The sequence below is a fragment of the Aeromicrobium sp. HA genome (assembly GCF_027171405.1).
GTDB lineage: Bacteria > Actinomycetota > Actinomycetes > Propionibacteriales > Nocardioidaceae > Aeromicrobium > Aeromicrobium tamlense.
On the sequence record NZ_CP114372.1, the window covers coordinates 553,291 to 577,139 of the forward strand.

Below are 23,849 nucleotides of genomic sequence, written 5' to 3' on the forward strand. Positions count from 1 at the left end.
GTCCTGCGCTAGTTTCGAGGGCAGACACCCCACCCCAAGGAGCACATCGACGTGAGCACCTCTCCTGTCAAGGTGGCCGTCACCGGCGCCGCCGGCCAGATCGGCTACAGCCTTCTCTTCCGTCTCGCGAGCGGCTCGCTGCTCGGCCCGGACACCCCGATCCAGCTCCGACTCCTCGAGATCACCCCGGCGCTGAAGGCGCTCGAGGGTGTCGTGATGGAGCTCGACGACTGCGCGTTCCCCACGCTGGACTCGGTCGAGATCGGTGACGACCCGAACCACATCTTCGACGGCGCCAACCTGGCCCTGCTGGTGGGCGCGCGCCCCCGCACCAAGGGCATGGAGCGCGGCGACCTGCTCGAGGCCAACGGCGCCATCTTCACGGCGCAGGGCAAGGCCCTCAACGAGGTCGCGGCCGACGACATCCGCATCGGCGTCACCGGCAACCCGGCCAACACCAACGCCCTCATCGCGATGAAGAACGCGCCGAACATCCCGGCCGACCGCTTCACCGCCCTGACGCGCCTCGACCACAACCGCGCGATCAGCCAGCTGGCCGCCAAGACGGGCGCCAAGGTCTCCGACATCAGCAAGATGACGATCTGGGGCAACCACTCGGCCACCCAGTACCCCGACATCTTCCACGCCGAGATCGCCGGCCGGAACGCCGCCGAGGTCGTGGGCGACCAGGCCTGGATCGAGAACGACTTCATCCCCACGGTCGCCAAGCGCGGCGCCGCCATCATCGAGGCGCGTGGCGCGTCCAGCGCGGCCTCGGCCGCCTCGGCCACGATCGACGCCGCCCGCGACTGGCTGCAGGGCTCGGCCGAGGGCGACTGGGTCTCCATGGCCGTGGCCTCCGACGGCTCCTACGGTGTGCCCGAGGGCCTCATCAGCTCGTTCCCCGTCACCACGAAGAACGGTGACTGGGAGATCGTCCAGGGCCTCGAGATCGACGAGTTCAGCCGGGCGCGCATCGACGCCAGCGTGGCCGAGCTCGCCGAGGAGCGCGACGCCGTCACGCAGCTGGGCCTCATCTGATCCACGCAGCACCTACGCAAGCAGGGCCGCCCGATCCGGGCGGCCCTGCTTCGTGCTTCGGGGTGCTCAGCTCGGGACGATGATCGCCAGCAGCACCAGCGACGCGCCCAGGAACGACATCCAGACGACGTCGAAGAGCTTGCCGCGCACGCGCAGCATCCCGGTGTGGTCCAGCGGGATCACCAGGCGGAACGCCGCGGCGACCAGGAACGACGCGCCGATGACGACGACGCCGGCGCGCCACGGTCCCGTGGCGACCAGGACCAGGCCCACGGCCACCGCGACGAGGTGCAGCAGGTAGATCCGCGAGCCGTGGCTGCGGGGGAGCTTCACCCCGCGTCCTCGGCGGCGGCCTCGCTGAAGTCGACGACGTTGCTCAGCAGCATCGCTCGGGTCATCGGGCCGACGCCGCCAGGGTTGGGCGTGACCCAGCCGGCGGTCTCCCACACGTCGGGGGCGAGGTCGCCCACGATCTTGCCGTCCTCGTCGCGGCTGACGCCCACGTCGAGCAGGGCCGCGCCGGGCTTGACCATGTCGCCGGTGATGATCCCCGGCACGCCTGCGGCGGCGATGACGATGTCGGCGCGGCGCACCTCGGCGGCGAGGTCCTGCGTTCCGGTGTGGCACAGCGTCACGGTGGCGTTCTCGCTGCGGCGGGTCAGCAGCAGGCCCATGGGGCGGCCCACGGTGATGCCGCGGCCGATGACCACGGCGTGCTTTCCGGCGATCTCCACCTCGTGGCGGCGCAGCAGCTCGATGATGCCGCGTGGCGTGCACGGCAGGGGAGCGGGCTTGCCCAGGACGAGCCAGCCGAGGTTGGTCGGGTGCAGGCCGTCGGCGTCCTTCATCGGGTCGATGCGGCCGATCACGGCGTTCTCGTCGAGGCCCTTCGGCAGCGGCAGCTGCACGATGTAGAGGGTGCAGGCGGGGTCCGCGTTCAGCTGGTCGACGGCGGCCTCGACCTGCTCCTGGGTGGCGGTGGCCGGCAGGTCGATCCGGATCGACTCGATGCCGATCTCGGCGCAGTCCTTGTGCTTGGCGCCGACGTACCAGCGGCTGGCCGGGTCGTCGCCGACGAGGATGGTCCCGAGTCCGGGGGTGATGCCGCGGGCGCGGAGGGCGTCGACGCGCTCGCGCAGCTCGGTCTTGATCGTGGCGGCGACGGCCTTGCCGTCGAGGGTCTGGGCGGTCACGGGTCCGAGTCTTTCACGTGCGCCGGCCGGCACGGTCGCCACCTTGGCCCGGGAGGGCGAAGGGGATACTGGGACCGTGCCGACGCGAGGGGGAACGCCGACATGAGCCGCAAGGGTGCGATCGAGCCCGGGGACGACGAGCCGCTGAAGCCGTACTCGCGGCTGCAGGTGGTGAACCGGAGCCTGTTGGGCATCACGCACGCCGGCCACGTCTGGGCCGTCGACTACGACTTCTTCGACTGGGACGACCGGGTGTCGCTCTACCGCGACGGCCGTCGCGCGGCCTCGGCCAAGGCGCCGGCCTCGTTCCCGGTACCGGGCGGCCGGATCGAGTTCGCCACCACCTTCTACGGCGTGAAGCGCGCGCACCTCGTGCTGGGCACGGGCACCGAGCTCCCGCTGGGCCCGCATCCGAAGACGCTCGAAGCCTGGCGCCAGCGGCTCGCCGAGCGCCGGCCGGCGCTGAGCGCGCTCATGGCCGCGGCCGCGGTGGTCGTGCTCGTGGTGGGTCTCGTGGTGGCTGGGATGAGCCTGCTCGACACCGTCACGGACGTGCCGCAGGTCGCCGACACCCTCGGCTGGACCTTCTCCACGCCGCTCGCCCTGAGCGGCTCCGCGGCCACGGCGCTGACCGTCGCGGGCGTCCTCGCGATCATCGAGCGAGCGCTGTCGATGCGCCACCACTGGCTGCTCGACGCCGACACCTGGTGGACCGGTTGAGGCCGAACCGCCCCGGTCGGAGGCCGCGGCACCCCTAGACTGCTCGGCATGGCACCGAGGGCTCAACTGTCGCAGGAGCGGAGCCGACAGCGCCGTGAGGCGCTGCTGGAGGCCGCGGTCGACCTCTTCGTCGAGGGTGGCTCACGCGCGGTCACGCACCGCGCGGTGGCCGCCGCGGCCGGCCTGCCGGCCGCCACGACGACCTACTACTTCTCCACGATCGAGGAGCTCCTGCGCGAGGCGCTCAACCACCACATCGAGGCCTGGATCGCGACGATGGAGAGCCTCGCCGACGTCGACGTCCAAGGCATGATGAGCTTGGTCACCGCCGACTCCTCGGTGCACTTCGCCACGAGCATCCTGGCCCTGCGGCCACCCGAGACGGCCACGCGCGAGCTCTCCGTGATCCTGGGCGCCGCCCGCGATCCCGAGCTGCGCGAGACCGCCGTCACCGCCCTGACCACGGGTCAGGACGTGCTGGTGAAGGTGCTGCGACGGGCGGGCATCCCCGACCCCGAGGGCCTGGCCGAGGACATGGCCGCGTTCATCGCCGGCATCGCGCTGCGGCGGACGGCCGGCGTGAACGAGGAGGACGAGGAGGCCGCGAAGGTCGTCCGCGCGATGCGGAGCATGATCATCGGCCACCTCGTCGACGACGAGACGGGCACGCAGATGCTGATGGACCTGCGCGACAGCGCGATCAGTGGAAGAAGTGACGCGTCCCCGTGACGTACATCGTGACGCCGGCGGCCTCGGCCGCAGCCACGGTCTCGGCGTCGCGCACCGATCCGCCGGGCTGCACGATCGCCTTGACGCCCGCGTCGATGAGGATCTGAGGTCCGTCGGAGAACGGGAAGAACGCGTCCGACGCGGCCACGGCGCCACGGGCGCGCTCCTCGCCCGCCCGCTCCACCGCGAGTCGGCACGAGTCGACGCGGTTGACCTGGCCCATGCCGACGCCCACCGAGGCACCGCCCTTGGCCAGCAGGATCGCGTTCGACTTCACGGCCTTGCACGCGCGCCAGGCGAAGACGAGGTCGGCGAAGGTGTCGGAGTCGACCGGCTCGCCGGCGGCGAGGGTCCAGGTGGTGGGGTCGTCGCCCTCGGCGTCCACGCGGTCGCGCTCCTGCAGCAGCAGGCCGCCGCTGACGGGCCGGAACTCGACCGGCGTCTCGTGCGTGGGGGCGGGGCAGCGCAGGATGCGGATGTTCTTCTTGGCCTGCAGCACCTCGACGGCGCCGTCCTCGTAGTCGGGGGCGACGATGACCTCGGTGAAGACCTCGGCCACCTGCTCGGCCATCGCCACGCTCACGGGGCGGTTGGCCGCGATGACGCCGCCGAAGGCCGAGACCGGGTCGCAGGCGTGGGCGCGGGCGTGGGCCTGCGCGACGTCGGTGCCCACGGCGATGCCGCACGGATTGGCGTGCTTGATGATCGCGACGGCGGGCTTCTCGTGCGCGAACGCGGCGCGGCGGGCGGCGTCGGTGTCGAGGTAGTTGTTGAACGACATCTCCTTGCCGTGCAGCTGCTCGGCACCGGCCAGGCCGGGGTGATCACCGGTGTAGAGCGCGGCGGGCTGGTGCGGGTTCTCGCCGTAGCGCAGCACGGCCGAGCGCTCCCACGTGGCGCCCAGGAAGGCGGGGAACTGCTCGTCGTCGGCGGGTGCGTAGGCCGAGGCGAACCACGAGGCGACGGCGACGTCGTAGGCGGCGGTGTGCGCGAAGGCCCGACCCGCGAGGCGCTTGCGCTGCTCGAGCGTGAAGCCGCCCTGCGCCAGCGCGTCGGTGAGCTCGCCGTAGGCGTCGGGGGAGACCACGACGGCCACGCTCGGGTGGTTCTTCGCGGCGGCGCGCACCATGGAGGGGCCGCCGATGTCGATCTGCTCGACGACCTCGTCCGGGGTCGCGCCGGAGGCGACGGTCTCGCGGAACGGGTAGAGGTTCACCACGACGAGGTCGAACGGCTCGACCTCGAGCTGCTCCAGCTGGCGCTGGTGCTCCGGCAGGCGCAGGTCGGCGAGGATGCCGGCGTGCACGCGCGGGTGCAGCGTCTTGACGCGCCCGTCGAGGCACTCGGGGAAGCCGGTGACCTGCTCGACGGGGGTCACGGGGACGCCCGCGGCCTCGATGGTCTTGGCCGTGGAGCCGGTGGAGACGATCGAGACGCCTGCGGCGTGCAGCGCCTGCGCGAGCTCGGCCAGCCCGGTCTTGTCGTAGACCGAGACGAGGGCGCGCTTGATGGGACGGGTGTCGGTCATGACTGTTCCTTCGGGTGGAAGCGGATTCGTCGGCCGTCGATCGAGTGGGGCTCGCGCGCGAGGCGGCCCACCCACTCGACCAGCATGGCTCGCTCGTGGGTCTTGATGCGCTCGTGGAGGGTCTCGACGTCGTCGTCGTCCTCGACCGGCACGGCGACCTGCGCGACGATCGGGCCGGTGTCGACGCCGGCGTCGACGACGAACAGGGTGGCGCCGGTGATCTTCACGCCGTACTCCAGCGCGTCCTGCGGGCCGCGCATGCCGGGGAACGACGGCGAGAGCGCCGGGTGGGTGTTGACCGTGCGGCCGCCGAAGCGCTCGAGGAACGCCGGGCCGGCGAGCTTCATGAAGCCGGCCAGGACCACGAGGTCGGGGCGGTACGACGCCACGGTCTCGGCGACGGAGGCGTCCCAGGCGGCGCGGTCGGGATGGTCGGAGACCCGCTCGACGAACGTGGGGATGCCGTGCCGCTCGGCGCGGGCGAGGCCCTCGATGCCGTCGCGGTCGGCGCCGACGGCGACGACCTGGGCGCCGTAGCCGGGGTCGGCGGCGGCGTCGATCAGTGCCTGCAGGTTGGTGCCGGATCCCGACACCAGCACCACGAGCCGGGCGGGCTCAGGACGAGGCTCGGTCACGTGCAGAACGATAGTGGGCGCCGATCGCGCCCAGGGCGCCGCCCGCCGCCAGCAGCGGGACGGCGACCAGCAGTCCTTGCCAGGCGGGGGAGCCCGCGGTCTGCAGCAGTCCCGGGCCCAGGCCGCCGCGCGCGGTCTCGAGCAGGAGGCCGACGATCGCTCCGGCCACGGCTCCGGCGAGCGCGCCGTCGCCGGCCGCGCGGCCCCAGCCACGCTGCTCGGCGGTCGTGCGCGTGTACGTGACGAGGCCGGCTGCGACGCCCGCCGCGAGCGGGACCAGCGTCAGCACGACGACCCAGCCGCCGAAGGGACCGGGGTCGGGCAGCGCGGCCAGCGGCGGGAACCCGGGCACCTGGCCCAGTGCCGAGCCGGCGAGGTCGACGGTGGTGTCCGAGCCGAGCGTGAAGCCGGGTCCGAGGATCACCGCGGCGGTCCACAGCACCAGCGTGGGCAGCGCCAGCAGGCACATGAGGCCGAGCAGGAGGGGGCCGTCCGGGTCGAGCGTGGCCCAGAGGTCGGCGGCGCGGTCGAGGTGCAGCGTGAGCATCACGAAGGTCACGACGGCGGCCCCGCCGAGCAGCCCGATCACGCCGCTGGACGCTCCGTCGGCCACCGGGATCCAGCGGGAGGGCAGGCCCATCCACGCGATGCCGGAACGCCGGGAGGCACCCCACGCCGCGGGCAGTCCGACGACCAGGAACGCGCCGAACGCGGCCCGGACGAACGAGGTGGAGGTGGTCTCGGTGCTGGTGGCGGCCGAGCAGATCCCGGCCAGCACGCCGGCGACTCCGCCCGTCATGGCGCCGAACGCCACGGGGTCGACGATCGGCGTCCGCAGCGCCAGCCGGGTGAGCGCGAGGACGAGGACGACCACCACGATCGTCGCTCCCAGGGGCACCACGTCGATGCGCTCGTCGCCGGTGGTGAGGGTCGCGCCGACGGCCACGAGCCACGCGCGGATCGAGGCCCGGAGCAGGTCGGGAGTGGACGCCGCGAGTGTCGTCGCCGAGGCCGCGGCACCGGCGATCAGGAGGCTGAGGACCGTCGATCCGACGGCCGTGAGGATCGCCGGGCGCCACTGATCGGCAGCACGGGACTCGGTCACCTCACCATCCAACCGGTATCGTGGCGGGGATCGTGACAGCACACGCCGGGGTGGAGAGAAGGAGGAAGGCAGCATGACTCGGGTCGACGAGTTCGACGCCTTCTACGCCTCGACGCAGCGGGTGACGCTCGTCACGACGTATGCGAAGTGCGGTGATCGCGAGGTCGCGCGCGAGGCGACGATCGAGGCGTACCGCCACGCGTGGCGCCAGTGGTCGCGCGTCTCCGCGGCCGATCCGGCGTCGTTCGTACGCGCCGAGGCGTGGAAGGGCACGGCACTCAGCCGCGGCACGCACCCATGGCGCCGCACCCGCACCCACGACACCGATCACGCCCTGCTGGCGCAGCTGGCCGACCTCGACCAGCCCTCGCGCCGGCTGATCAGCCTCATGACGATCGCCGACGTCGACCTCGACGAGGCGGCGCGCGAGGTGGGCGTCGACGACGAGTCCGCGCTCGAGCTCGCGTCGCGCGGGTTCAGCCGCATCGAGGAGGGCCTCGGCGCCACGATCGACGAGGTCGTCGAGCGCATGCGCGCCCTCGCGGTGGTCACCGCCGGGCTCGACCTGCCGTCGGCCGGCGAGGTGCGCCGCTCGGCCACCCGCGGCGCTCGCCGCAACGCGGTCGTGCTCGTCGCCGCCGCGCTCGCCGTGGCGCTGTTCGGCGGCGCGTTCGTGGCGCAGGGAGACGCGATGGCCCGTCAGTCCGCGCTGCCCGATCGCGAGAAGATCGGCGCCGAGTCGCGCGACGTCGTGCTCGACTCGCACAACATCGGCACCGACGATCTGCTCTCCAGCGGCGAGGTCGCGAACCTCAACCCCGATGCCGCCTGGTCGGTCGAGGCCACGGACACCGACCTGGCCAACCAGACCCCGTACGCCACGTGTCCCACCACCCGCTTCGCCGACCCCGACCCGCTCAAGGTCTTCGTGCGCGCCTTCACCGACGACGCGGACGACCGTGTCGCGCAGGCGATCGAGGTCTCGCGCTCGGAGGAGGCGTCCGAGGCCGCGTTCTCGCGCCTCGTCTCCTTCTACGCCGGGTGCGAGCACCCGCGCACGCGCCTCGTCGACGCCTACCGCGTCGAGCGGCCCTTCGGTGACTTCCAGATCCTGCGCCTGCAGTCCTACCGCTCCCCGGCCCGCTTCATCACCGTGGGCCTGGCGCAGTCGGGCACCCTCACCAGCACGCTCGTGCACGAGTCGCCGGGCACCGAGCGCACCGACGTGCGTCAGTTCGCGCGCGTGCTGAACGAGTCGATCAGTCGCGTCTGCGCCGACTCGGGCGGCGATTGCACCGAGCGCTTCACCGTGACCTCGGCGCTGCCGCCGGCCGTGGGCAAGTACCCGTCGTTCCTCGGCGTCGTCGACCTGCCGCCGGTCAAGACGATCGACAGCGTCTGGAGCGCCAGCGCGCCCGCCGCGGTCACGAACCAGAACCCGACCGCCACGGTCTGCGACGACACCACCTTCACCGGCAAGTCCGTCAGCTCGGCCCAGTCGCGCGTCTTCGCGATCCCGGAGGCCGAGGTGCTGCCCGACCAGTTCGCGCTCACGCAGACGGTCGCGCGGATGTCGAGCCCCAAGGCGGCGAAGAAGTTCGTCGACGGGATCGCCAAGCGGATCGACGAGTGCGAGGACGGCGACCTGCCCGCCACCGTCGACGACCAGAAGCGCGTCCGCGGCAGCGGCTTCGCCGGCACCTCGTGGCGCGTCGGCCTCGAGATCGGCAAGGACCGCACCGTCTACTACCGGATGGGCGTCGTTCGCCGCGGGGCCGACGTCACCCAGGTGCTCTTCCCGCCCGCCGGCAAGTACGCCATCTCCGGCGGCGAGTTCCGCGCCGTCCTCAAGCGCGCCGGCGAGCGCCTCGCGTACGTCCCGGAGTGACGGTTACCTGGGTTTCCTGTCACTGACCGGGGTTCGCGATCCCCGGGGAGTGACCGAGAACCCCGGGCGGTCGTCCCGGCCTCGACTGAACGAGGTTTCCTGTCACTTCGCGAGGTTCGCAAACCCCGTGAAGTGACAGTTTCCCCGCTTAACCGGGGAAACTGTCACCACGAACGACGACGCCCCCGCGAGCCGAGGCTCGCGGGGGCGTCGTGCTGACGGGTGTCAGAGACCCTGCAGGATCTCCCGCATCAGGGCGGCGGTCTCGGACGGCGTCTTGCCGACCTTGACCCCGGCGGCCTCGAGGGCCTCCTTCTTCGCCTGGGCGGTGCCCGAGGAGCCCGAGACGATGGCGCCGGCGTGGCCCATGGTCTTGCCCTCGGGAGCGGTGAAGCCCGCGACGTAGCCGACGACCGGCTTGGTCACGTGCGCCTTGATGTACTCGGCCGCGCGCTCCTCGGCGTCGCCGCCGATCTCGCCGATCATCACGATCGCCTTGGTGTCGGGGTCGTTCTCGAACGCCTCGAGCGCGTCGATGTGCGTCGTGCCGATGACCGGGTCGCCGCCGATGCCGATGGCGGTGGTGAAGCCGAAGTCACGCAGCTCGAACATCATCTGGTAGGTCAGCGTGCCCGACTTGGACACGAGGCCGACCGGGCCGGCGCCCGCGATGGTCGCCGGCGTGATGCCGGCGAGCGCCTGCCCGGGGCTGATGATGCCGGGGCAGTTCGGGCCGATGATGCGGGTCTTCTTGCCCTGGGCGTAGGCCCAGAACTCCGCGGTGTCCTGGACCGGGACGCCCTCGGTGATGACCACGAGCAGGCCGATCTCGGCGTCGATGGCCTCGACGACGGCGTCCTTGGTGAACGCCGGCGGGACGAACGCGACCGACACGTCGGCGCCGGTCTTCTCGATCGCCTCGGCGACCGAGCCGAACACGGGCAGCTCGACGTCGTTGCCGTCGGCGTCGACGTGCGTGACCGTGGTGCCGGCCTTGCGCGCGTTGACGCCACCGACGACGTTCGTGCCGGACTTGAGCATCAGGGCGGTGTGCTTGGTGCCCTCGCCGCCGGTGATGCCCTGGACGATGACCTTGGATTCAGAGGTGAGATAGATCGCCATGTTTCGTCCTTATGCGTTCGCGAGCTCGGCGGCCTTGTCGGCGGCACCGTCCATGGTGTCGACGAGCGTGACCAGCGGGTGGTTCAGTTCGTTCAGGATCGCCCGGCCTTCCTCGACCTTGTTACCGTCGAGGCGCACGACGAGCGGCTTGGTGGCCTCGTCGCCGAGGATCTCCAGCGCGCCCTTGATGCCGTTCGCGACCGCGTCACACGAGGTGATGCCGCCGAAGACGTTGACGAACACGCTCTTGACCTGCTCGTCGTTCAAGATGACGTCCAGGCCGTCGGCCATGACCTGCGCCGAGGCGCCGCCGCCGATGTCCAGGAAGTTGGCGGGCTTGACGCCGCCGTGGGCCTCACCGGCGTACGCGACCACGTCGAGCGTGCTCATGACGAGCCCGGCGCCGTTGCCGATGATGCCGACCTGGCCGTCGAGCTTGACGTAGTTCAGGCCCTTCGACTTGGCCTTGACCTCGAGCGGGTCGGTGGCGTCGTTGTCCACGAACGCCTCGTGCTCGGGGTGACGGAAGTCGGCGTTCTCGTCGAGCGAGACCTTGCCGTCCAGGGCCTCCAGCTTGTCGCCCTCCAGGCGCGCCAGCGGGTTGACCTCGACGAGCGTGGCGTCCTCCTCGACGAAGACCTTCCAGAGGGCCTGGATCATCTCGACGGCCTGGTCGGCCAGCTCGGCCGGGAACTTCGCGTCGGCGACGATCTCGCGGGCCTTCGCCTCGTCCACGCCGGTGCCGGCGTCGACGGGGATCTGGCGGACGGCCTCGGGGTTGGTCTTGGCGACCTCCTCGATCTCGACGCCCCCCTCGACGCTCGCGATGCACAGGTAGCTGCGGTTCGCGCGGTCGAGCAGGAAGGAGAAGTAGTACTCCTCGACGGGCGGGGTCGCCGGCGTGACGAGCACGCGGTTGACCGTGAGGCCCTTGATCTCCATGCCGAGGATGTTCGAGGCGTGCTCGAAGGCCTCGTCGGCGGTCTTGGCGAGCTTCACGCCGCCCGCCTTGCCGCGGCCTCCGGCCTTGACCTGCGCCTTGATGACGGTCACGCCGCCCATCTGCTCGGCGGCGGCCTTGGCCTCCTCGGCCGTGGTGACCACGGTGCCGAGGGTCGTCGCAACGTTGTGCTTGGCGAAGAGCTCCTTCGCCTGATACTCCATCAGATCCACGGTGACGTCCTTAATGGTGGGATTCGCTGTGGTTCGGCGGGCGCCGTGGACGCGACGTCGCCGAAGCCCTCGCGACTCTACCTGCCGGGAGAGGGGTGCTTCGGCGTGGGTTGCGTAAACGTGAGTTGAAACACGGGGGCCTCCGACGGAGGTGCGGGCATGAGTTTCCTCTGCTATCCGTGTCCGAACCGTGAGTCACTTCGCCAAAGGGTTGGAATCGGACACCGCGGTTCCCCTAGACTCGGCGAGTCCGTTTGCCTGACCCCCGGAGGCTTCACGTATGGCCGAAGTCGATCGCTCCCGAGCGAGCGGTCGGTCGACCCCGGATGCACCCGAGGCACCCCGGACCGTCGGCTCCCGGCGCGCCAAGGCGCCGGTGGAGCACGACTCCGACTCGACCGTCGTCATGCAGGCCCTGAGCCCGCAGTCGACCTCGCAGACCTACAGCGTGGGCCGCCGTGCGAAGCAGCCCACCCCGGTGCCCGGCTCGCGTCGCGCGGCCGCTCCCGTCGACCGTAACCCGATTCCCGCCGCCGCGCTCCCCGAGCCGGTGGCCGCCGTCCCGGCCGAGGACACCATCGTGTTCCCCGCGATCGGCGCGATCCCCGAGGGCCGCATCCCCGGCGCGCGTCGTGCACGCCGTGCGGCCGCGGCCACGGGCCGCACCCGGCTGCTCGCCGGCGTCGCCGCCATGGTGATCGCCGCGGTCGGCTCGATCAGCGTCACCTCGCCCGGCCTGCTCGCCGGCGCCGACGCCGCGCTGGCCAAGAACTATGTCGGCGCGAACGCCACGAACGCGGTGGACGTCTCGCGCAGCTACGACCGCGAGCTCGCGATCCAGAAGCCGATGCAGGCCCAGCAGGTCCAGAAGGCGCTCGCGCAGTACAACGCGGCGGCCGCCAAGTCGGCCGAGAAGCGCCAGGACGAGATCACCCGCAACCAGTGGGTCATCCCGGTCGTCGGCTACCGCCTCACCGCCCGCTTCGGCCAGGGCGGCGGCTACTGGAGCAGCGGCCGTCACACCGGCCTGGACTTCGCCGGTCCGTCGGGCTCGACCCTCGTCGCGATCGCGGCTGGCACGGTCACCTCGACCGGCTACGAGGGCGCCTACGGCAACCGCACGATCATCACTCTCGCCGACGGCACCGAGATCTGGTACTGCCACCAGAGCTCGGTCTCGGTCAGCGTGGGCCAGCAGGTCGCCCCCGGTGACGTCATCGGCGCCACCGGCTCCACCGGCAACGTCACCGGCCCGCACCTGCACCTCGAGGTGCACCCGGCCGGTGGCGGCCCCACGGACCCGTACGCGGCGCTCGTCGCGCACGGCGTCACCCCCTGACACCAGTCAGCACCGATCGACACCCGAGAGCCCCCGGCCAGGCCGGGGGCTCTCGTCGTTCACGTCTGGGTGGTCAGAGCTTCTCGAGGGGCGCGTAGCGCAGCAGCAGGCGCTTGACGCCCGCTGATCCGAAGTCGACGCTGGCGACCGAGTTCTGGCCCGTGCCCTCGACCGTGACCACCGTGCCGAGCCCGAAGCTGTCGTGGGTGACCCGATCGCCCGGCGAGAGCGAGACGACCTCACCCGCGGACTTCTTCTTCGAGCGCGCGGCGACCGTGGAGGTGCGGAACGAGGCCGCCGGGGTGCGCGGCGCCCACTGGGTGGGAGCGCTGGCCTCGCGCTTCCAGTCGATCAGCGTGGGCGGGATCTCCTCGAGGAACCGCGACGCCGGGTTGTACGAGGGGGCGCCCCACGCCGAGCGCACGGTGGCGCGGGTGAGGTAGAGCCGCTCGCGGGCGCGGGTGATGCCCACGTAGGCCAGCCGGCGCTCCTCCTGGAGCTCGGCCGGATCGCCCAGGGACCGCAGGTGCGGGAACACCCCGTCCTCGAGGCCGGTGAGGAACACGACCGGGAACTCCAGACCCTTGGCCGTGTGCAGGGTCATCAGCGTGACGACGCCGTCGTCGGAGTCCGGCACCGAGTCGGCGTCGGCGACGAGCGCGACCTGCTCGAGGAAGGCGTCGAGCGAGCCCGCCGCGAGCACGACGCCGTCGTCGGGCTCCTCGTCCTCGTCGAGGGTGGCGGCCGAGGCGACGAACTCGCGCGCGACGGCGACGAGCTCGGCGAGGTTCTCCACGCGGGTCTCGTCCTGCGGGTCGGTGCTGTTCTCCAGCACGGTGAGGTAGCCGGACTTCGTCAGGGCGGCCTCGAGCACGGCGTCGGCGGGGGCGCCGGACGCGGCGAGCTCCATCAGCTCGGACAGGACCTGCGCGAACGAGGAGATCGCGGTGCGCGAGCGGGTGGCCAGCTCGTCGATCTCGTCGACGCGGGTCATCGCCTCCCAGAAGCTGACGTCGTGGCGCGAGGCGAAGCGCTCGAGGGCACCCTCGGCCCGGTCGCCGATGCCGCGCTTGGGCTCGTTGAGCACGCGTCGCAGCGACACGGCGTCGCGCGGGTTCACGAGCACGCGCAGGTAGGCCAGCGCGTCCTTGACCTCCTTGCGCTCGTAGAAGCGCACGCCGCCGACGACCCGGTAGGGCAGGCCGACGCGGATGAAGACCTCCTCGAACACACGGCTCTGTGCGTTGGTGCGGTAGAACACCGCCACGTCGCGGGCCGCGGCGATGCCCTGGTCGGAGAGCCGGTCGATCTCGTCGGCGATGAACTGGGCCTCGTCGCGCTCGTCGTCGCCGACGTAGCCCACCAGCAGCTCGCCGTCGCCCTCGGCCGACCAAAGCTTCTTGTCCTGGCGCGCCGGGTTGCGGCTGATGACCCCGTTGGCGGCGGCGAGGATGTTCTGCGTGGAGCGGTAGTTCTGCTCGAGCAGGACGGTGTCGGCGTCGGGGAAGTCGTCCTCGAACTCGAGGATGTTGCGGATCGTGGCGCCACGGAAGGCGTAGATCGACTGGTCGGAGTCGCCCACCACCATGAGGTCGGACTCCTCGTCGCACAGCTCCTTGATGAGGCTGTACTGGGCGTGGTTGGTGTCCTGGTACTCGTCGACCAGCACGTGCCGGAAGCGGCGGCGGTACGTCTCGCGGACCTCGGGCCAGGCCTGGAACAGGTGGACCGTGTTCATGATGAGGTCGTCGAAGTCCATCGCGTTGGCCGCACGCAGCCGGCGCTGGTATTCGGCGTAGCACTGCGCGTAGGTCTCGTCGGTGCCGTTGGAGGCACGCTTGGCGGCCTCCTCGTGGTCGACGAGCTCGTTCTTGTGGTTCGAGACCCAGTTGAGGACCGCGCGCGGGTTGACCTTCTTGGGGTCGAGGTCGAGGTCCTTGACCACGAGCGTCATGAGCCGGCGCGAGTCGGCGGCGTCGTAGATGCTGAACGACGAGGTGTAGCTGAACTTCTCGGCCTCGCGGCGCAGGATCCGCACGCACGCGGAGTGGAACGTGGAGACCCACATCATCCGGGCGCGGCCGCCCACGAGGTCGGCGACGCGCTCGCGCATCTCGGCGGCGGCCTTGTTGGTGAACGTGATGGCCAGGATGGAGCCGGGGTGGGCGCCGCGAGCCGCGATGAGCCACGCGATGCGGCGGGTGAGCACGCGGGTCTTGCCCGATCCGGCGCCCGCGACCACCAGGAGCGGTCCGCCGGTGTGCGAGACGGCGGTGCGCTGGGCGTCGTTGAGTCCCTCGAGGAGCTCGTCGGAGCGGGCGGTGCGCCGCTTCGGCGAGGGGGCGTCGGGACCGCCCGGGCCGGGACGTGGCGGATGGGCGGAGGGCACGGGGAATGGCAGGGTCATCGCAGGATCCAGCCTAGTCGCGCGCTCCGACAGCGTGGGCGGGAGAGGGCGCGACGCGGGGACGTCCCCGGTGCCGCGCCGCGCTACCGTGTCGGACATGCGCCAGCGCGGAGTCGGGCTCACCGCGGCCGGCTTCGTCATCGCCATGGTCCTGACCGCCGTGCTGGTCCGGGTCGACCCGGCGTCCGAGCTGCCGGGCCTCAGCCAGGCCGCCCCGCGCGAGATCCCGGTCGCGGTCGTCGGACCCGACCCCGACGCCGCCACGATGCGCGACGCCCTCAACGGCCCGAGCGAGCACGAGGTCGCCGCGCGGGTCAGCCCCTCGGAGAAGGCCGCGGAGGCGAGCCTGCGGGACCGCGCCGTCAGCGCGGTCGTCGTGATGGGCGACGGCGCCGACCACGAGCTCTGGGTCGCCAGCGGCGGTGGCACGGCCGAGGCGGAGAAGGTCGAGGAGGTCGTGTCCCGCACGCTGGCGGTCAGCGGGCAGACCGTGCGCGTGGTCGACCGGATCCCGGTGGCCGAGCGCGACCCCCACGGCGTCGGACCGTTCCGCCTCGGCACGGCGTGGGCGATCCTCGGTGTCGCCTTCGCGGCGCTGCTCGGCCTGGTGTTCGGGGCCAGGTCGGCGTCGGCCTCGCTCGTCGTGGTGCGGTTCGCGGGACTCGCGGCCGGCGCCGTCGTCGCCGGTCTGGGCGGTGCGTTCCTGAGCGAGGTCGTCGTGCGCCGGATCGACGCGCCGTTCCTCGCGCTCGCCGGCCTGGGCGCCCTCGTCGTCCTCGGAGTCGGCTCGATGACCTTGGCGCTCATCGCGTGGTTCGGCAGGCTGGGGCTCGCGCTGGCGATCGTCGGGCTGGTGATCGGCATCCCCGGCGCGATCGGCGCCTGGCCGCTCACGCCGATGCCGGTGGTGTGGCCCACCCTGCTGGCCTGGCTCCCGCCCGGGGCGGCGACCTGGGCCGTCCGCGGCCTGGCCTACTTCGACGGTGTCGACGTCGAGCGGGTCCTGCTGATGATGATGCTCTGGACGATGATCGGCCTCACCGCGACCTCGGTGGCGGCCACGGCGGTCGAGCCGCGGCGGGCCCTGCGCGACCTGCACCCGTCGCTGCGCGCCCATCCCGTCGGGGCCACGATCGGCGCGTTCGTCCTCACTGGCATCCTCGTCGTGACGCCCGCGCTGCCCGCGTTCACCGCGACCGACCTCGACGCTCCGGTCACCGTCACGTGCCAGACGACCCGGACGCCGACGAACGTCAAGGAGCTCAACGAGCGCATCGAGACCGTGAGCGACGTCGACGGCTTCGTCGGCGGCGACGTGGGGGCGAGCACGTTCCTGGCCGACGGACGCGGGCTGTTCGTCTTCGGCGACACGATCCGGCGGACGGACTACTCGAGCCGCACGATGGTGCGGAACTCGATGCTGATCTTCGACAAGACGTGCGCGGGCCTGGTGCAGCGCCGCGACCGCGACGCCGTGATCCCGGACCGCGCCGACGGGGTCGGCTACTGGCCGATGTCCGTGGCGGCGGTCGACCTCGGGCGCGACCTCGTCGGGGTCATGGCGCAGCGGGTCGAGCAGACCGGCGACGACCTCTTCGGGTTCCGGAACCTGGGGCCCGCCGTGGCGATCTTCCAGGTCGAGCCGGGCCGGGCGCCGGTGCTCCAGCGAGTCGTCGACCTGGGCGAGGACGACCCCGACACGAGCCGGCCCGTGTGGGGCGCGGCCGCCACGGTCGTCGGCGACTCCGTCTACCTCTACGGCACCAGCCGCACGAGCGACGGCGGCTTCGGGTGGGCGGTGTCGGTCGCGAAGACCAGGCTGGTGGACGTGACCGACCAGTCGAAGTGGCGCTACTGGGACGGCGAGCGGTGGCAGCGCGACGCGAAGCAGGCCGCGCAGCTGATCGGCCAGGACGGCGGGGTGTCGCAGACCTTCTCGGTGTTCCGCGAGGGCAAGCGCTGGTACGCCCTGAGCAAGCGCGCGGACTTCGTCGGCACCGACCTGGTGGTCTGGACCGCGCCCGGTCCCACCGGACCGTTCACTCCCGCGCCTCCGGTGGCGAAGATCCCCTCGACGGCATCGGCGCTGCGCTACATGCCGCTCGCGCACCCGCAGCTGTTCCCCGAGAAGGGCACGATGGTCGTCTCGGTCAGCCGCAACACCAAGGACGGCGACGTCCAGGCCGACCCGAGCCTCTACCGCCCCGAGTTCCTGCGGATCACGCTGCCCTGAGGCGTTTCAGCGCTTCTCGCAGGCGATCCTGTCCTTGTCGCGGTCCTTGCCCTTGTTGGCCTGGTAGAGCGCCTTGCTGCGCTTGAAGTTGGTGACCGGCTTGCCCGAGGTCTTGTCCTTCGCGCCGGGCATGCCCACGCCGTGCGGGTACTTCTTGTTGAGGGCCTTGCAGTTCTTGAACTTCGGGGCCGCCTCGGCCGGCGCGGATGCCAGCACGAGGGAGCTCGTCATCATGACGGCGATCAGGATCTTGCGCACGTTCGCTCCTTCTCCAGGGGAGAACGTCCACCGTACGAAGGCTCAGCGATCCTGTCCGGCGAATCGGTCACGTCAGTCCCACGCGCCGGACCCCCCTCCACTTCTGGAACGGGATGAACCTTCCTCGTGCCCGAAAGCGTGCATCCCGCTCCAAAAGTGGGGGAGGGGCGCGCGAGGTCAGATGAGGCGGCGGTCGTTGGCCCAGCGGGTCAGCTCGTGGCGGCTGGAGAGCTGGAGCTTGCGCAGCACGCTCGAGACGTGGGTCTCGACGGTCTTGACGGAGATGAACAGCTCCTTCGCGACCTCCTTGTACGCGTAGCCGCGCGCGATGAGCCGCATGACCTCGCGCTCGCGCTCGGTGAGGCGGTCGAGGTCCTCGTCGACCTGCGCGACGGCGATCGTGCCGGCGAACGCGTCGAGGACGAACCCGGCCAGGCGCGGGCTGAACACGGCGTCGCCGCCGGCGACGCGGTCGATCGCGTCGAGCAGCTCGGGCGCCGAGATGTTCTTGGTGACGTATCCCCGCGCACCGGCGCGGATCACGCCGATGACGTCCTCGGCGGCGTCGCTGACCGACAGCGCCAGGAACGTGGTGGACGCGCCCGCGCGCCGGATGACCTCGGGGCCGCCGCCGCCCGGCAGGTGCACGTCGAGCAGCACGACGTCGGGACGCAGGTCCGAGATCGCGGCGACGGCGGTGTCGACGTCCTCGGCCTCGCCGACGACCTCGACGCGCCCGCTGCCGAGCCGTTCGAGCTCGGCACGGACGCCGGTGCGGAACATCGCGTGGTCATCGACGACCAGCACGGACAGGACGGTCATGCGCTCTCCTTGTCGCCGGGCGAGACCGGCATGGTGAGGGCGACCTCGGTGCCGTCCTCGGGGGTGCTGCGGACGCGCGCCGTGCCGCCGTGGCGCTCGGCGCGGCCGATGATCGAGTTCTTCACGCCGAGCCGGTCGGCGGGGACCGCGTCGGGGTCGAAGCCGGTGCCGCGGTCGCGGACGAAGACCTCCATGCGGTCGCCCGAGCCGTTCGCGACGCGCTCGGCGTAGACGTCGACCCGGCTCGCGCCGGAGTGCTTCGCGGCGTTCACCACGGCCTCGCCGGTGGCGGCGAGCAGCGCGCGGAGGCCGTCGTCGGGCGCGGCGTCGCCGACCGTGACGACCTCCACCGGGACGCGGTGGTTGGCCTCGACCTCGGCGGCGAGGTCGCGCAGGGCGGTGGCGAAGGTGGCGGTGTCGTCCTGGCGGCCGTAGAGCCAGTCGCGCAGCTCGCGCTCCTGGCGGCGGGCCAGGGTGGCCACGGTGGCGGGGTCGTCGGCGTTCTTCTGCAGCAGGGCCAGCGTCTGGAGCACGGAGTCGTGCAGGTGGGCGGCCACGTCGGCGCGCTCCTGCGAGCGGATGCGCTCGCGCCGCTCGGTGCCGAGGTCGGTCCAGAGGCCCAGGATCCACGGCCCGAGGATCAGGCTCAGGCCAACCACGGCGATGGCGAGCGCGGCGAAGAAGTCCACGGCGGCCGACCAGCCGCGGTTGACGGTGAGGATGTAGATCGCGCCGAGGCCGATGAACGCCAGGCCCACGAGCAGCCGCATCGCGAACGCGGGCCCCTCGGTCTGCCGCAGCCACGAGTTCCACGCGGCGTCGTCGAACATCCGCCACACGACCGCGATGCCCGTGACCACCAGCAGCAGCGGCAGCATCCAGCCCTCGAGCCAGCCGCCGCCGAGCGCGATGAGGCCCAGGACGCCCAGCCCCACGGCGCCGATCGCGGCACTCTGCACGACGTCGCGGCGGGACGGTCCGCGCGAGCCCGTGCGCAGGCCGCGACGGCGCGCGGACTCGAGGCCGGGTGAGCCGTCCACGGGTGCCTGCAGCGGTAGGAACCACCACAGCAGCAGGTAGGCCAGCAGTCCGGTGCCGTGCACGAACGTGGCCAGGACGAAGCCCACCCGCACCCACACCACGGGCAGCCGCAGGTGCTCGGCCAGACCGGCGCTGACGCCGGCGACGACGCGCGCGTCCACCGGCCGGTAGGCCCGGCGGAACCCGTCGGCCGAGCGGCGGGTGCCGCCGGCGGCGTCGGGGGCAGCGGTCGTCATGGGACCACCCTCACACGCGGGCGCGCGCAGGCGCCATCAGGTGCGACCCCGGTCCGTGCCGACGCCGCCTCGGGGGAGGACCAGGGGTTCACCCGATGGTGGCGGACCCCGACCCCCGGGCAGGCTGGAGCCATGACCACACCGACCTCCGGCTCGCAGCTCGATGCGATGCGGCGCACCACGGGAGACAAGCTGCTCGGCGGCGTCTCCGGCGGCATCGCCCGCGCACTCGACATCGACCCCGTCATCGTGCGGATCGGCTTCGTCGTCCTGACCGTCGCCGGGTTCGCCGGTCCGATCCTCTACGTCGCCTGCTGGCTGCTCATCCCCGCCGAGGGGTCCGAGCGCAGCGTCCTGGCCGAGGCCTTCGACCTCAAGTCCGACTCCCAGTTGCGCACCGTCGGCCTGATCGTCGCCGGCGTCCTCGCGCTGGCCGCCGTCCTCGGCGACACCGCCTGGGGCGTCGGCGGCTGGTTCTGGTGGCCGATGTGGGCGCTGTTCTGGATCGCGCTGCCGTTCGGGTTCCTCTACTGGCTGTTCGTGGTCAGGAACCGCACCCGCACCACCCCGCCGCCGGCCTACGCGCCACCCCCGCCCTACCGGCCCGACGCGTTCACCGCCCAGGCCCCCACCGATCCCACCCCCGCCTTCTCGACAGGAGACGACGTCATGACCACCCCCGTGTCCACGGGCGACCCGGCGCTCGCGCAGGGCGCTGACGAGCCGACGACGGTGCTCCACGAGCCCGGTCCGCCCGCCCCGCCGCCCGGTGCGCCGCCGGCCTCCGTCCTGCCCCCGCGTCCGCCGCGCGAGCGCTGGTCGCCCGCCCTGCTGCTGCTGACCCTCTCGGCGATCCTCGTCGCCCTGGGCGGCCTGGGCCTCTGGTCCATCGCGCAGGAGCCGGTCGACGCCGCGATCTACCCGGCCGTCGCCCTCGGCATCGTCACGATCGGCCTGCTGGTCGGCTCGAGGATCGGCCACCCCGGCGCCCTGGTGCCGCTGGGCGTCCTGATCCTGCCCGTGCTGGCGGTCGCCTCGGTGACCCCGAACCTCTCGGCCGGCGACATCGACCTGCGGCCCGTCACGGCCGCCGCGGTCGCCGAGCCCATCGAGCAGGGCTTCGGCCGGGTGCGGGTCGACCTCACCGCGATCCAGGACCTCGAGAGCCTCTCCGGCCGTACGCTGGAGATCGACAACGGCATGGGAGAGACGACCGTGATCGTGCCCGAGGGACTCGACGTCGACGTCGAGACGTCCCTGTCCGCCGGCGGTCGGATCGAGGTCTTCGGCCGCGTGTCCGACGGCCAGCGCCCCTCGATCGACTGGCCCTCCGACGCCCCCGGGGCCTATCGCATCGTCATCACCGGCACGGCGGGCGAGATCGAGGTGACTCGACGATGAACACCCATCCGCTGCGCTGGGACGCGCTCGTCTTCGGCGTCCTGTTCGCCCTCGTCCTCGTGGGCTGGGCCCTGCTGACCTACGACCTCGCGAGCGTCGACGGCCTGGCCGTCGCCGGACTCGTCACCCTCATCGTCGCCGGACTCGCCGGCATCGCCCTCACCCTCAGGAGGACCTCATGAACCCGAACCAGGGCCCCAAGAAGCTCGCCCGCAGCACCACCGACAAGTGGCTCGGCGGCGTGTGCGGAGGACTCGCCGAGTACACCGGCGTGGACGCCACGCTCATCCGCATCATCACGATCGTGCTGGTCGTGGTGGGCGTGGGCACGACGCTGCTGGTCTACCTCGCCGCGTGGCTGCTCATGCCCCAGGCGCAGGCGCCCGACGTGTGGGGCCCGCCGACGACAGATGGGCCGAGCGCGCCGCCACCGCCGTCCGTGTGAAGTCCGAGAACACCCCGTCGACCCCGGCGGCGTAGAAGGCCAGCAGCTCGGCCGTCGCGTCGCCGGGGTCGGCCTCGTCCTGGCTCGTGCGCCACTGCACGGGGAGGAAGTTGTTCTCGTTGCGCATCGTCCAGATGTGGACGAACAGGCCGACCTCGTGGGCGTCGCGGACGAGGCCGGTCTCGCCGAGCAGGTTCTGGTGGCGGTCGCGGGCGATGACGAGGCTCTTGTTCGGGCCGATGCCCTGGGCGTACTCGGCGATCTTCGCCAGCTCCTCAGGGCGCGTCAGCGCCGCGTAGTCGCGGGGGTCGTACGTGGCGACGAGGTCGTAGGGACCGCCCTTGCGCTCCATCAGCTGCACGAGGGGCAGCGGGGTGCGGTCACGCAGCGCCTTGAGGTTGGCGGTCTCCATCGACTGGATGACCACCTTCGCGCCCTTGCGGTTGAGGCCACGGCGGTCGAGGACCTCGAGCAGCCGGTCGTTGAGGTCGAGTCCGAGCCCGCGGAAGTAGGTGGGGTGCTTCGTCTCGACGTAGACGCCGATCGGGTCGGCGCCCGCGCCGCGTCGGGTGTTCTCGGCCTCCGCGATGTCGATGACCTCGTCGAGGGTGAGGATCGGCTCGGTCCCCTCGAGGGCGAGATTCTGCGGTCGCAGCTGCGGCAGGCGCTCGCGGGTGCGCAGCGTCCTGATCTCCTCGAGCGTGAAGTCCTCGGTGAACCAGCCGGTCAGCGGAACGCCGTCGATGAACTTCGTGGTGCGCAGGTGGGCGAACTCGGGTCGCGAGGCGACGTCGGTGGTGCCGCCGATCTCGTTCTCGTGCCGCACGACGAGGGCACCGTCCTTCGTGGCCACGACGTCGGGCTCGATGTAGTCGGCGCCCTCCTCGATCCCCAGCAGGTACGAGGGCCGGGTGTGCTCCAGGCGTGATCCGGGAACGCCGCGGTGGGCGATGACGACGGGCGCGTCGACGAGCGAGGCGGTCATCCGGTCAGCGTAGTGGCGGGCATCCCTCAGGACACGATGCGCACGGCGCCGTCGCGCCGGGGATCGGCCGCGGCCACCAGGGTGCCCTCGGCCGTGACGAGGGTGCCCGAGACGCCACCGAAGTACATCGTGAGGTCGTCGGGGTGCTCGACCTTGACCTGCTCGTCCGGCGTCGCCGCGCGGTGCACGTGGATCCGCGGGTGGTCGATCGCCTCCTGCAGGCTGAGGCCGTCCTCGACGAGGCCGGTGAGCGCCTGCACGATCGCCGTGGTGATGCGGTCGGCTCCGGGCGAGCCGATCGCCAGCACGCCGCCGTCGGCGTGACGACCCACCGTGGGGGCCATGTTCGAGAGCAGGCGCGAGCCGAACGGCAGGCCGTGGAGACCGCGCGGGTTGAGCTCCTGCTCGCCGAGGCAGTTGTTGAGCCAGATGCCGGTGTCGCGAGCGATCATGCCCGAGCTGTAGCCGGACGAGATCGTCACCGCGCAGGCCGTGCCCTGCGCGTCTGCGGTGGAGACGTGCGCCGTCGACCCCGACTCCAGGGCCGCCAGACCGTCGCGGTCGACGAGGTCGAGGAACGCCGCGGCGTCGCGCTCGAGGTCGTCGGTGTGGTCGAAGACCCGCAGCCGCTCGCCGAGCACCCGCCGCTGCACGCGGATCAGGTGCTCGGTGTCGTCCAGGCCGTGGCCGGCCATGAGCCGCAGCATCGCGGCGACGCTCACGCCACCGATCGCCGGCGGCGGGTTCGTGCCGAGCGTCCAGCCCTCCATGCGCGCGGTGAGGGCGGGTCGGACCGCCGGCTCGTAGGCGGCGAGGTCGGTCGGGCCGAGGATGCCGCCGCGCGCCAGGACGTCGTCGGCGACCGCGTGACCGAGCTCGCCCGTGTAGAGCTCGTCCGGGCCGTGCCGGGCGATCCGCTCGAGGGAGTCCGCGAGGTGCGGCACGACGATGTCGTGGCCGGCGACGGCGCCCTGCTCGTCGTGCACGGCCGCGTGACTCGCCTCGTCCCAGCCGAAGATCGACTCGTGCACGTAGTCGAGGTAGTACCGGGACGCGGCGCTGAGCCGGAAGCCGCCCCGGGCCACGTCGATCGCGGGGGCGAGCAGCTCGGCCCACGGGAGCCGCCCCCAGCGGCGGTGCGCCTCCCCGAACGCCGCGATGGCGCCGTGGGTGGCGACCGAGCCGGGTCCGACCGTCACCGTGACGCCGCCGCCGTACTCGGTGTGGACGTCCCACGTGCCCTGCCCGAGCCGGTCGGGGACGTCGCGGCCGGGCATGTCCATCCAACCGTCGATGGTCACCGGCGCCGACCCGTCGGGCGGCTGGATCGTCAGGAACCCGCCCGCGCTCGGCGACACCAGGCCGACCTCGTTCACCATGGTCACGAACGCGGCAGCGAGGGCCGCGTCGATCGCGTTGCCGCCGGCCCGGACGATCTGCTCCGCCGCGTCCGCCGCGGCGGTGTTCGGGGCGGCGATCGCAACGCTGGTCACGGCCTCAGGCTAGGGCGGCGCGGCTCACCTGTCGCGACTGAACGAGGTTTCCTGT

22 protein-coding genes are annotated in these 23,849 nt (G+C 72.1%); 9 read left to right on the forward strand and 13 right to left on the reverse strand.

The genetic code is table 11. The annotated features are described in order from the left end of the window. The first annotated feature begins 51 nt into the window (after nucleotides 1–51). Complete coding sequence (locus O3S82_RS02715) at nucleotides 52–1,041, forward strand: malate dehydrogenase (RefSeq protein WP_269305345.1); 990 nt, start codon at nucleotides 52–54, stop codon at nucleotides 1,039–1,041. A 66-nt stretch (nucleotides 1,042–1,107) separates the two neighbouring features. Here the strand turns inward: O3S82_RS02715 and O3S82_RS02720 are convergent, their stop codons facing one another. Both O3S82_RS02720 and O3S82_RS02725 read right to left on the reverse strand, forming a co-directional pair. Further along, the gene (locus O3S82_RS02720) at nucleotides 1,108–1,374 is read right to left on the reverse strand and encodes a DUF3017 domain-containing protein (RefSeq protein ID WP_179426360.1); all 267 of its coding nucleotides are present in this window, start codon (nucleotides 1,372–1,374) and stop codon (nucleotides 1,108–1,110) included. Next, the gene (locus O3S82_RS02725) at nucleotides 1,371–2,234 is read right to left on the reverse strand and encodes a bifunctional methylenetetrahydrofolate dehydrogenase/methenyltetrahydrofolate cyclohydrolase (RefSeq protein WP_269305348.1); all 864 of its coding nucleotides are present in this window, start codon (nucleotides 2,232–2,234) and stop codon (nucleotides 1,371–1,373) included. Before O3S82_RS02725 ends, O3S82_RS02720 begins: the two co-directional genes overlap by 4 nt. A 102-nt stretch (nucleotides 2,235–2,336) precedes the next feature. Between O3S82_RS02725 and O3S82_RS02730 the strand changes: the two genes are divergently transcribed. Both O3S82_RS02730 and O3S82_RS02735 read left to right on the forward strand, forming a co-directional pair. After that, the gene (locus O3S82_RS02730; RefSeq protein ID WP_269305350.1) at nucleotides 2,337–2,954 is read left to right on the forward strand and encodes a hypothetical protein; all 618 of its coding nucleotides are present in this window, start codon (nucleotides 2,337–2,339) and stop codon (nucleotides 2,952–2,954) included. Nucleotides 2,955–3,002: 48 nt separating this feature from the next. Next, nucleotides 3,003–3,683: a TetR/AcrR family transcriptional regulator gene (locus O3S82_RS02735; protein ID WP_269305351.1), complete on the forward strand. Its 681-nt coding sequence runs from the start codon at nucleotides 3,003–3,005 to the stop codon at nucleotides 3,681–3,683. Here O3S82_RS02735 and purH read toward each other — a convergent pair. From purH to O3S82_RS02750, 3 genes are read right to left on the reverse strand one after another with little or no spacing between them, the layout of a single operon-like run. Further along, nucleotides 3,655–5,211, reverse strand: coding sequence for a bifunctional phosphoribosylaminoimidazolecarboxamide formyltransferase/IMP cyclohydrolase (gene purH / locus O3S82_RS02740; RefSeq protein WP_179426352.1), 1,557 nt, complete (start codon nucleotides 5,209–5,211; stop codon nucleotides 3,655–3,657). The genes O3S82_RS02735 and purH overlap by 29 nt on opposite strands. After that, nucleotides 5,208–5,852: a phosphoribosylglycinamide formyltransferase gene (purN, locus tag O3S82_RS02745; protein ID WP_395487242.1), complete on the reverse strand. Its 645-nt coding sequence runs from the start codon at nucleotides 5,850–5,852 to the stop codon at nucleotides 5,208–5,210. Before purN ends, purH begins: the two co-directional genes overlap by 4 nt. Next, complete coding sequence (locus O3S82_RS02750) at nucleotides 5,827–6,951, reverse strand: cell division protein PerM (RefSeq protein ID WP_269305355.1); 1,125 nt, start codon at nucleotides 6,949–6,951, stop codon at nucleotides 5,827–5,829. Before O3S82_RS02750 ends, purN begins: the two co-directional genes overlap by 26 nt. Nucleotides 6,952–7,024: 73 nt before the next feature. Here O3S82_RS02750 and O3S82_RS02755 point away from each other — a divergent pair, with 73 nt between their 5' ends. Next, complete coding sequence (locus O3S82_RS02755) at nucleotides 7,025–8,839, forward strand: hypothetical protein (protein WP_269305357.1); 1,815 nt, start codon at nucleotides 7,025–7,027, stop codon at nucleotides 8,837–8,839. 225 nt (nucleotides 8,840–9,064) lie between these two features. Here O3S82_RS02755 and sucD read toward each other — a convergent pair whose 3' ends face one another. Beyond that, a complete protein-coding gene (sucD, locus tag O3S82_RS02760) occupies nucleotides 9,065–9,961 on the reverse strand; it encodes a succinate--CoA ligase subunit alpha (RefSeq protein WP_179426344.1) in 897 nt (298 codons plus the stop codon). 9 nt (nucleotides 9,962–9,970) lie between these two features. Next, a complete protein-coding gene (sucC, locus tag O3S82_RS02765; RefSeq protein WP_179426342.1) occupies nucleotides 9,971–11,134 on the reverse strand; it encodes an ADP-forming succinate--CoA ligase subunit beta in 1,164 nt (387 codons plus the stop codon). Nucleotides 11,135–11,414: 280 nt separating this feature from the next. Here sucC and O3S82_RS02770 point away from each other — a divergent pair, with 280 nt between their 5' ends. Next, on the forward strand, nucleotides 11,415–12,473 hold the full coding sequence (locus tag O3S82_RS02770; protein WP_269305361.1) for a M23 family metallopeptidase: 1,059 nt from the start codon (nucleotides 11,415–11,417) through the stop codon (nucleotides 12,471–12,473). A gap of 73 nt (nucleotides 12,474–12,546) precedes the next feature. Here the strand turns inward: O3S82_RS02770 and pcrA are convergent, their stop codons facing one another. Beyond that, entirely contained in the window at nucleotides 12,547–14,880 is a 2,334-nt protein-coding gene (gene pcrA / locus O3S82_RS02775) for a DNA helicase PcrA (RefSeq protein WP_269305362.1), read from the reverse strand. Nucleotides 14,881–14,977: 97 nt separating this feature from the next. On the opposite strand from pcrA, the gene O3S82_RS02780 reads away from it, so the two are divergent. Further along, nucleotides 14,978–17,113: a DUF4185 domain-containing protein gene (locus O3S82_RS02780; RefSeq protein ID WP_269305364.1), complete on the forward strand. Its 2,136-nt coding sequence runs from the start codon at nucleotides 14,978–14,980 to the stop codon at nucleotides 17,111–17,113. 6 nt (nucleotides 17,114–17,119) lie between these two features. On the opposite strand, the gene O3S82_RS02785 is transcribed toward O3S82_RS02780, so the two are convergent. The 3 genes from O3S82_RS02785 to O3S82_RS02795 all read right to left on the reverse strand — a co-directional run bounded on the left by O3S82_RS02785 (nucleotide 17,120) and on the right by O3S82_RS02795 (nucleotide 19,470). Continuing rightward, nucleotides 17,120–17,371, reverse strand: coding sequence for an excalibur calcium-binding domain-containing protein (locus tag O3S82_RS02785; RefSeq protein ID WP_269305366.1), 252 nt, complete (start codon nucleotides 17,369–17,371; stop codon nucleotides 17,120–17,122). A 177-nt stretch (nucleotides 17,372–17,548) separates the two neighbouring features. Then, a complete protein-coding gene (locus tag O3S82_RS02790; RefSeq protein ID WP_179426336.1) occupies nucleotides 17,549–18,193 on the reverse strand; it encodes a LuxR C-terminal-related transcriptional regulator in 645 nt (214 codons plus the stop codon). Then, on the reverse strand, nucleotides 18,190–19,470 hold the full coding sequence (locus O3S82_RS02795) for an ATP-binding protein (RefSeq protein WP_179426334.1): 1,281 nt from the start codon (nucleotides 19,468–19,470) through the stop codon (nucleotides 18,190–18,192). The genes O3S82_RS02790 and O3S82_RS02795 overlap by 4 nt, the downstream gene beginning before the upstream one ends. A gap of 132 nt (nucleotides 19,471–19,602) precedes the next feature. Between O3S82_RS02795 and O3S82_RS02800 the strand changes: the two genes are divergently transcribed. Genes O3S82_RS02800 through O3S82_RS02810 form a run of 3 tightly spaced genes read left to right on the forward strand, consistent with a single transcriptional unit; the run spans nucleotide 19,603 to nucleotide 21,316 of the window. Further along, a complete protein-coding gene (locus O3S82_RS02800) occupies nucleotides 19,603–20,871 on the forward strand; it encodes a PspC domain-containing protein (protein WP_179426332.1) in 1,269 nt (422 codons plus the stop codon). Then, entirely contained in the window at nucleotides 20,868–21,053 is a 186-nt protein-coding gene (locus tag O3S82_RS02805) for a hypothetical protein (protein ID WP_179426330.1), read from the forward strand. The genes O3S82_RS02800 and O3S82_RS02805 overlap by 4 nt, the downstream gene beginning before the upstream one ends. After that, the gene (locus tag O3S82_RS02810) at nucleotides 21,050–21,316 is read left to right on the forward strand and encodes a PspC domain-containing protein (protein ID WP_179426328.1); all 267 of its coding nucleotides are present in this window, start codon (nucleotides 21,050–21,052) and stop codon (nucleotides 21,314–21,316) included. The genes O3S82_RS02805 and O3S82_RS02810 overlap by 4 nt, the downstream gene beginning before the upstream one ends. Here the strand turns inward: O3S82_RS02810 and O3S82_RS02815 are convergent. Next, nucleotides 21,234–22,301, reverse strand: coding sequence for a glycerophosphodiester phosphodiesterase (locus O3S82_RS02815; RefSeq protein ID WP_179426326.1), 1,068 nt, complete (start codon nucleotides 22,299–22,301; stop codon nucleotides 21,234–21,236). The two genes, O3S82_RS02810 and O3S82_RS02815, sit on opposite strands and share 83 nt — an antisense overlap. A gap of 26 nt (nucleotides 22,302–22,327) precedes the next feature. Next, complete coding sequence (locus O3S82_RS02820) at nucleotides 22,328–23,794, reverse strand: gamma-glutamyltransferase (protein ID WP_269305370.1); 1,467 nt, start codon at nucleotides 23,792–23,794, stop codon at nucleotides 22,328–22,330. Nucleotides 23,795–23,849: the final 55 nt, after the last annotated feature.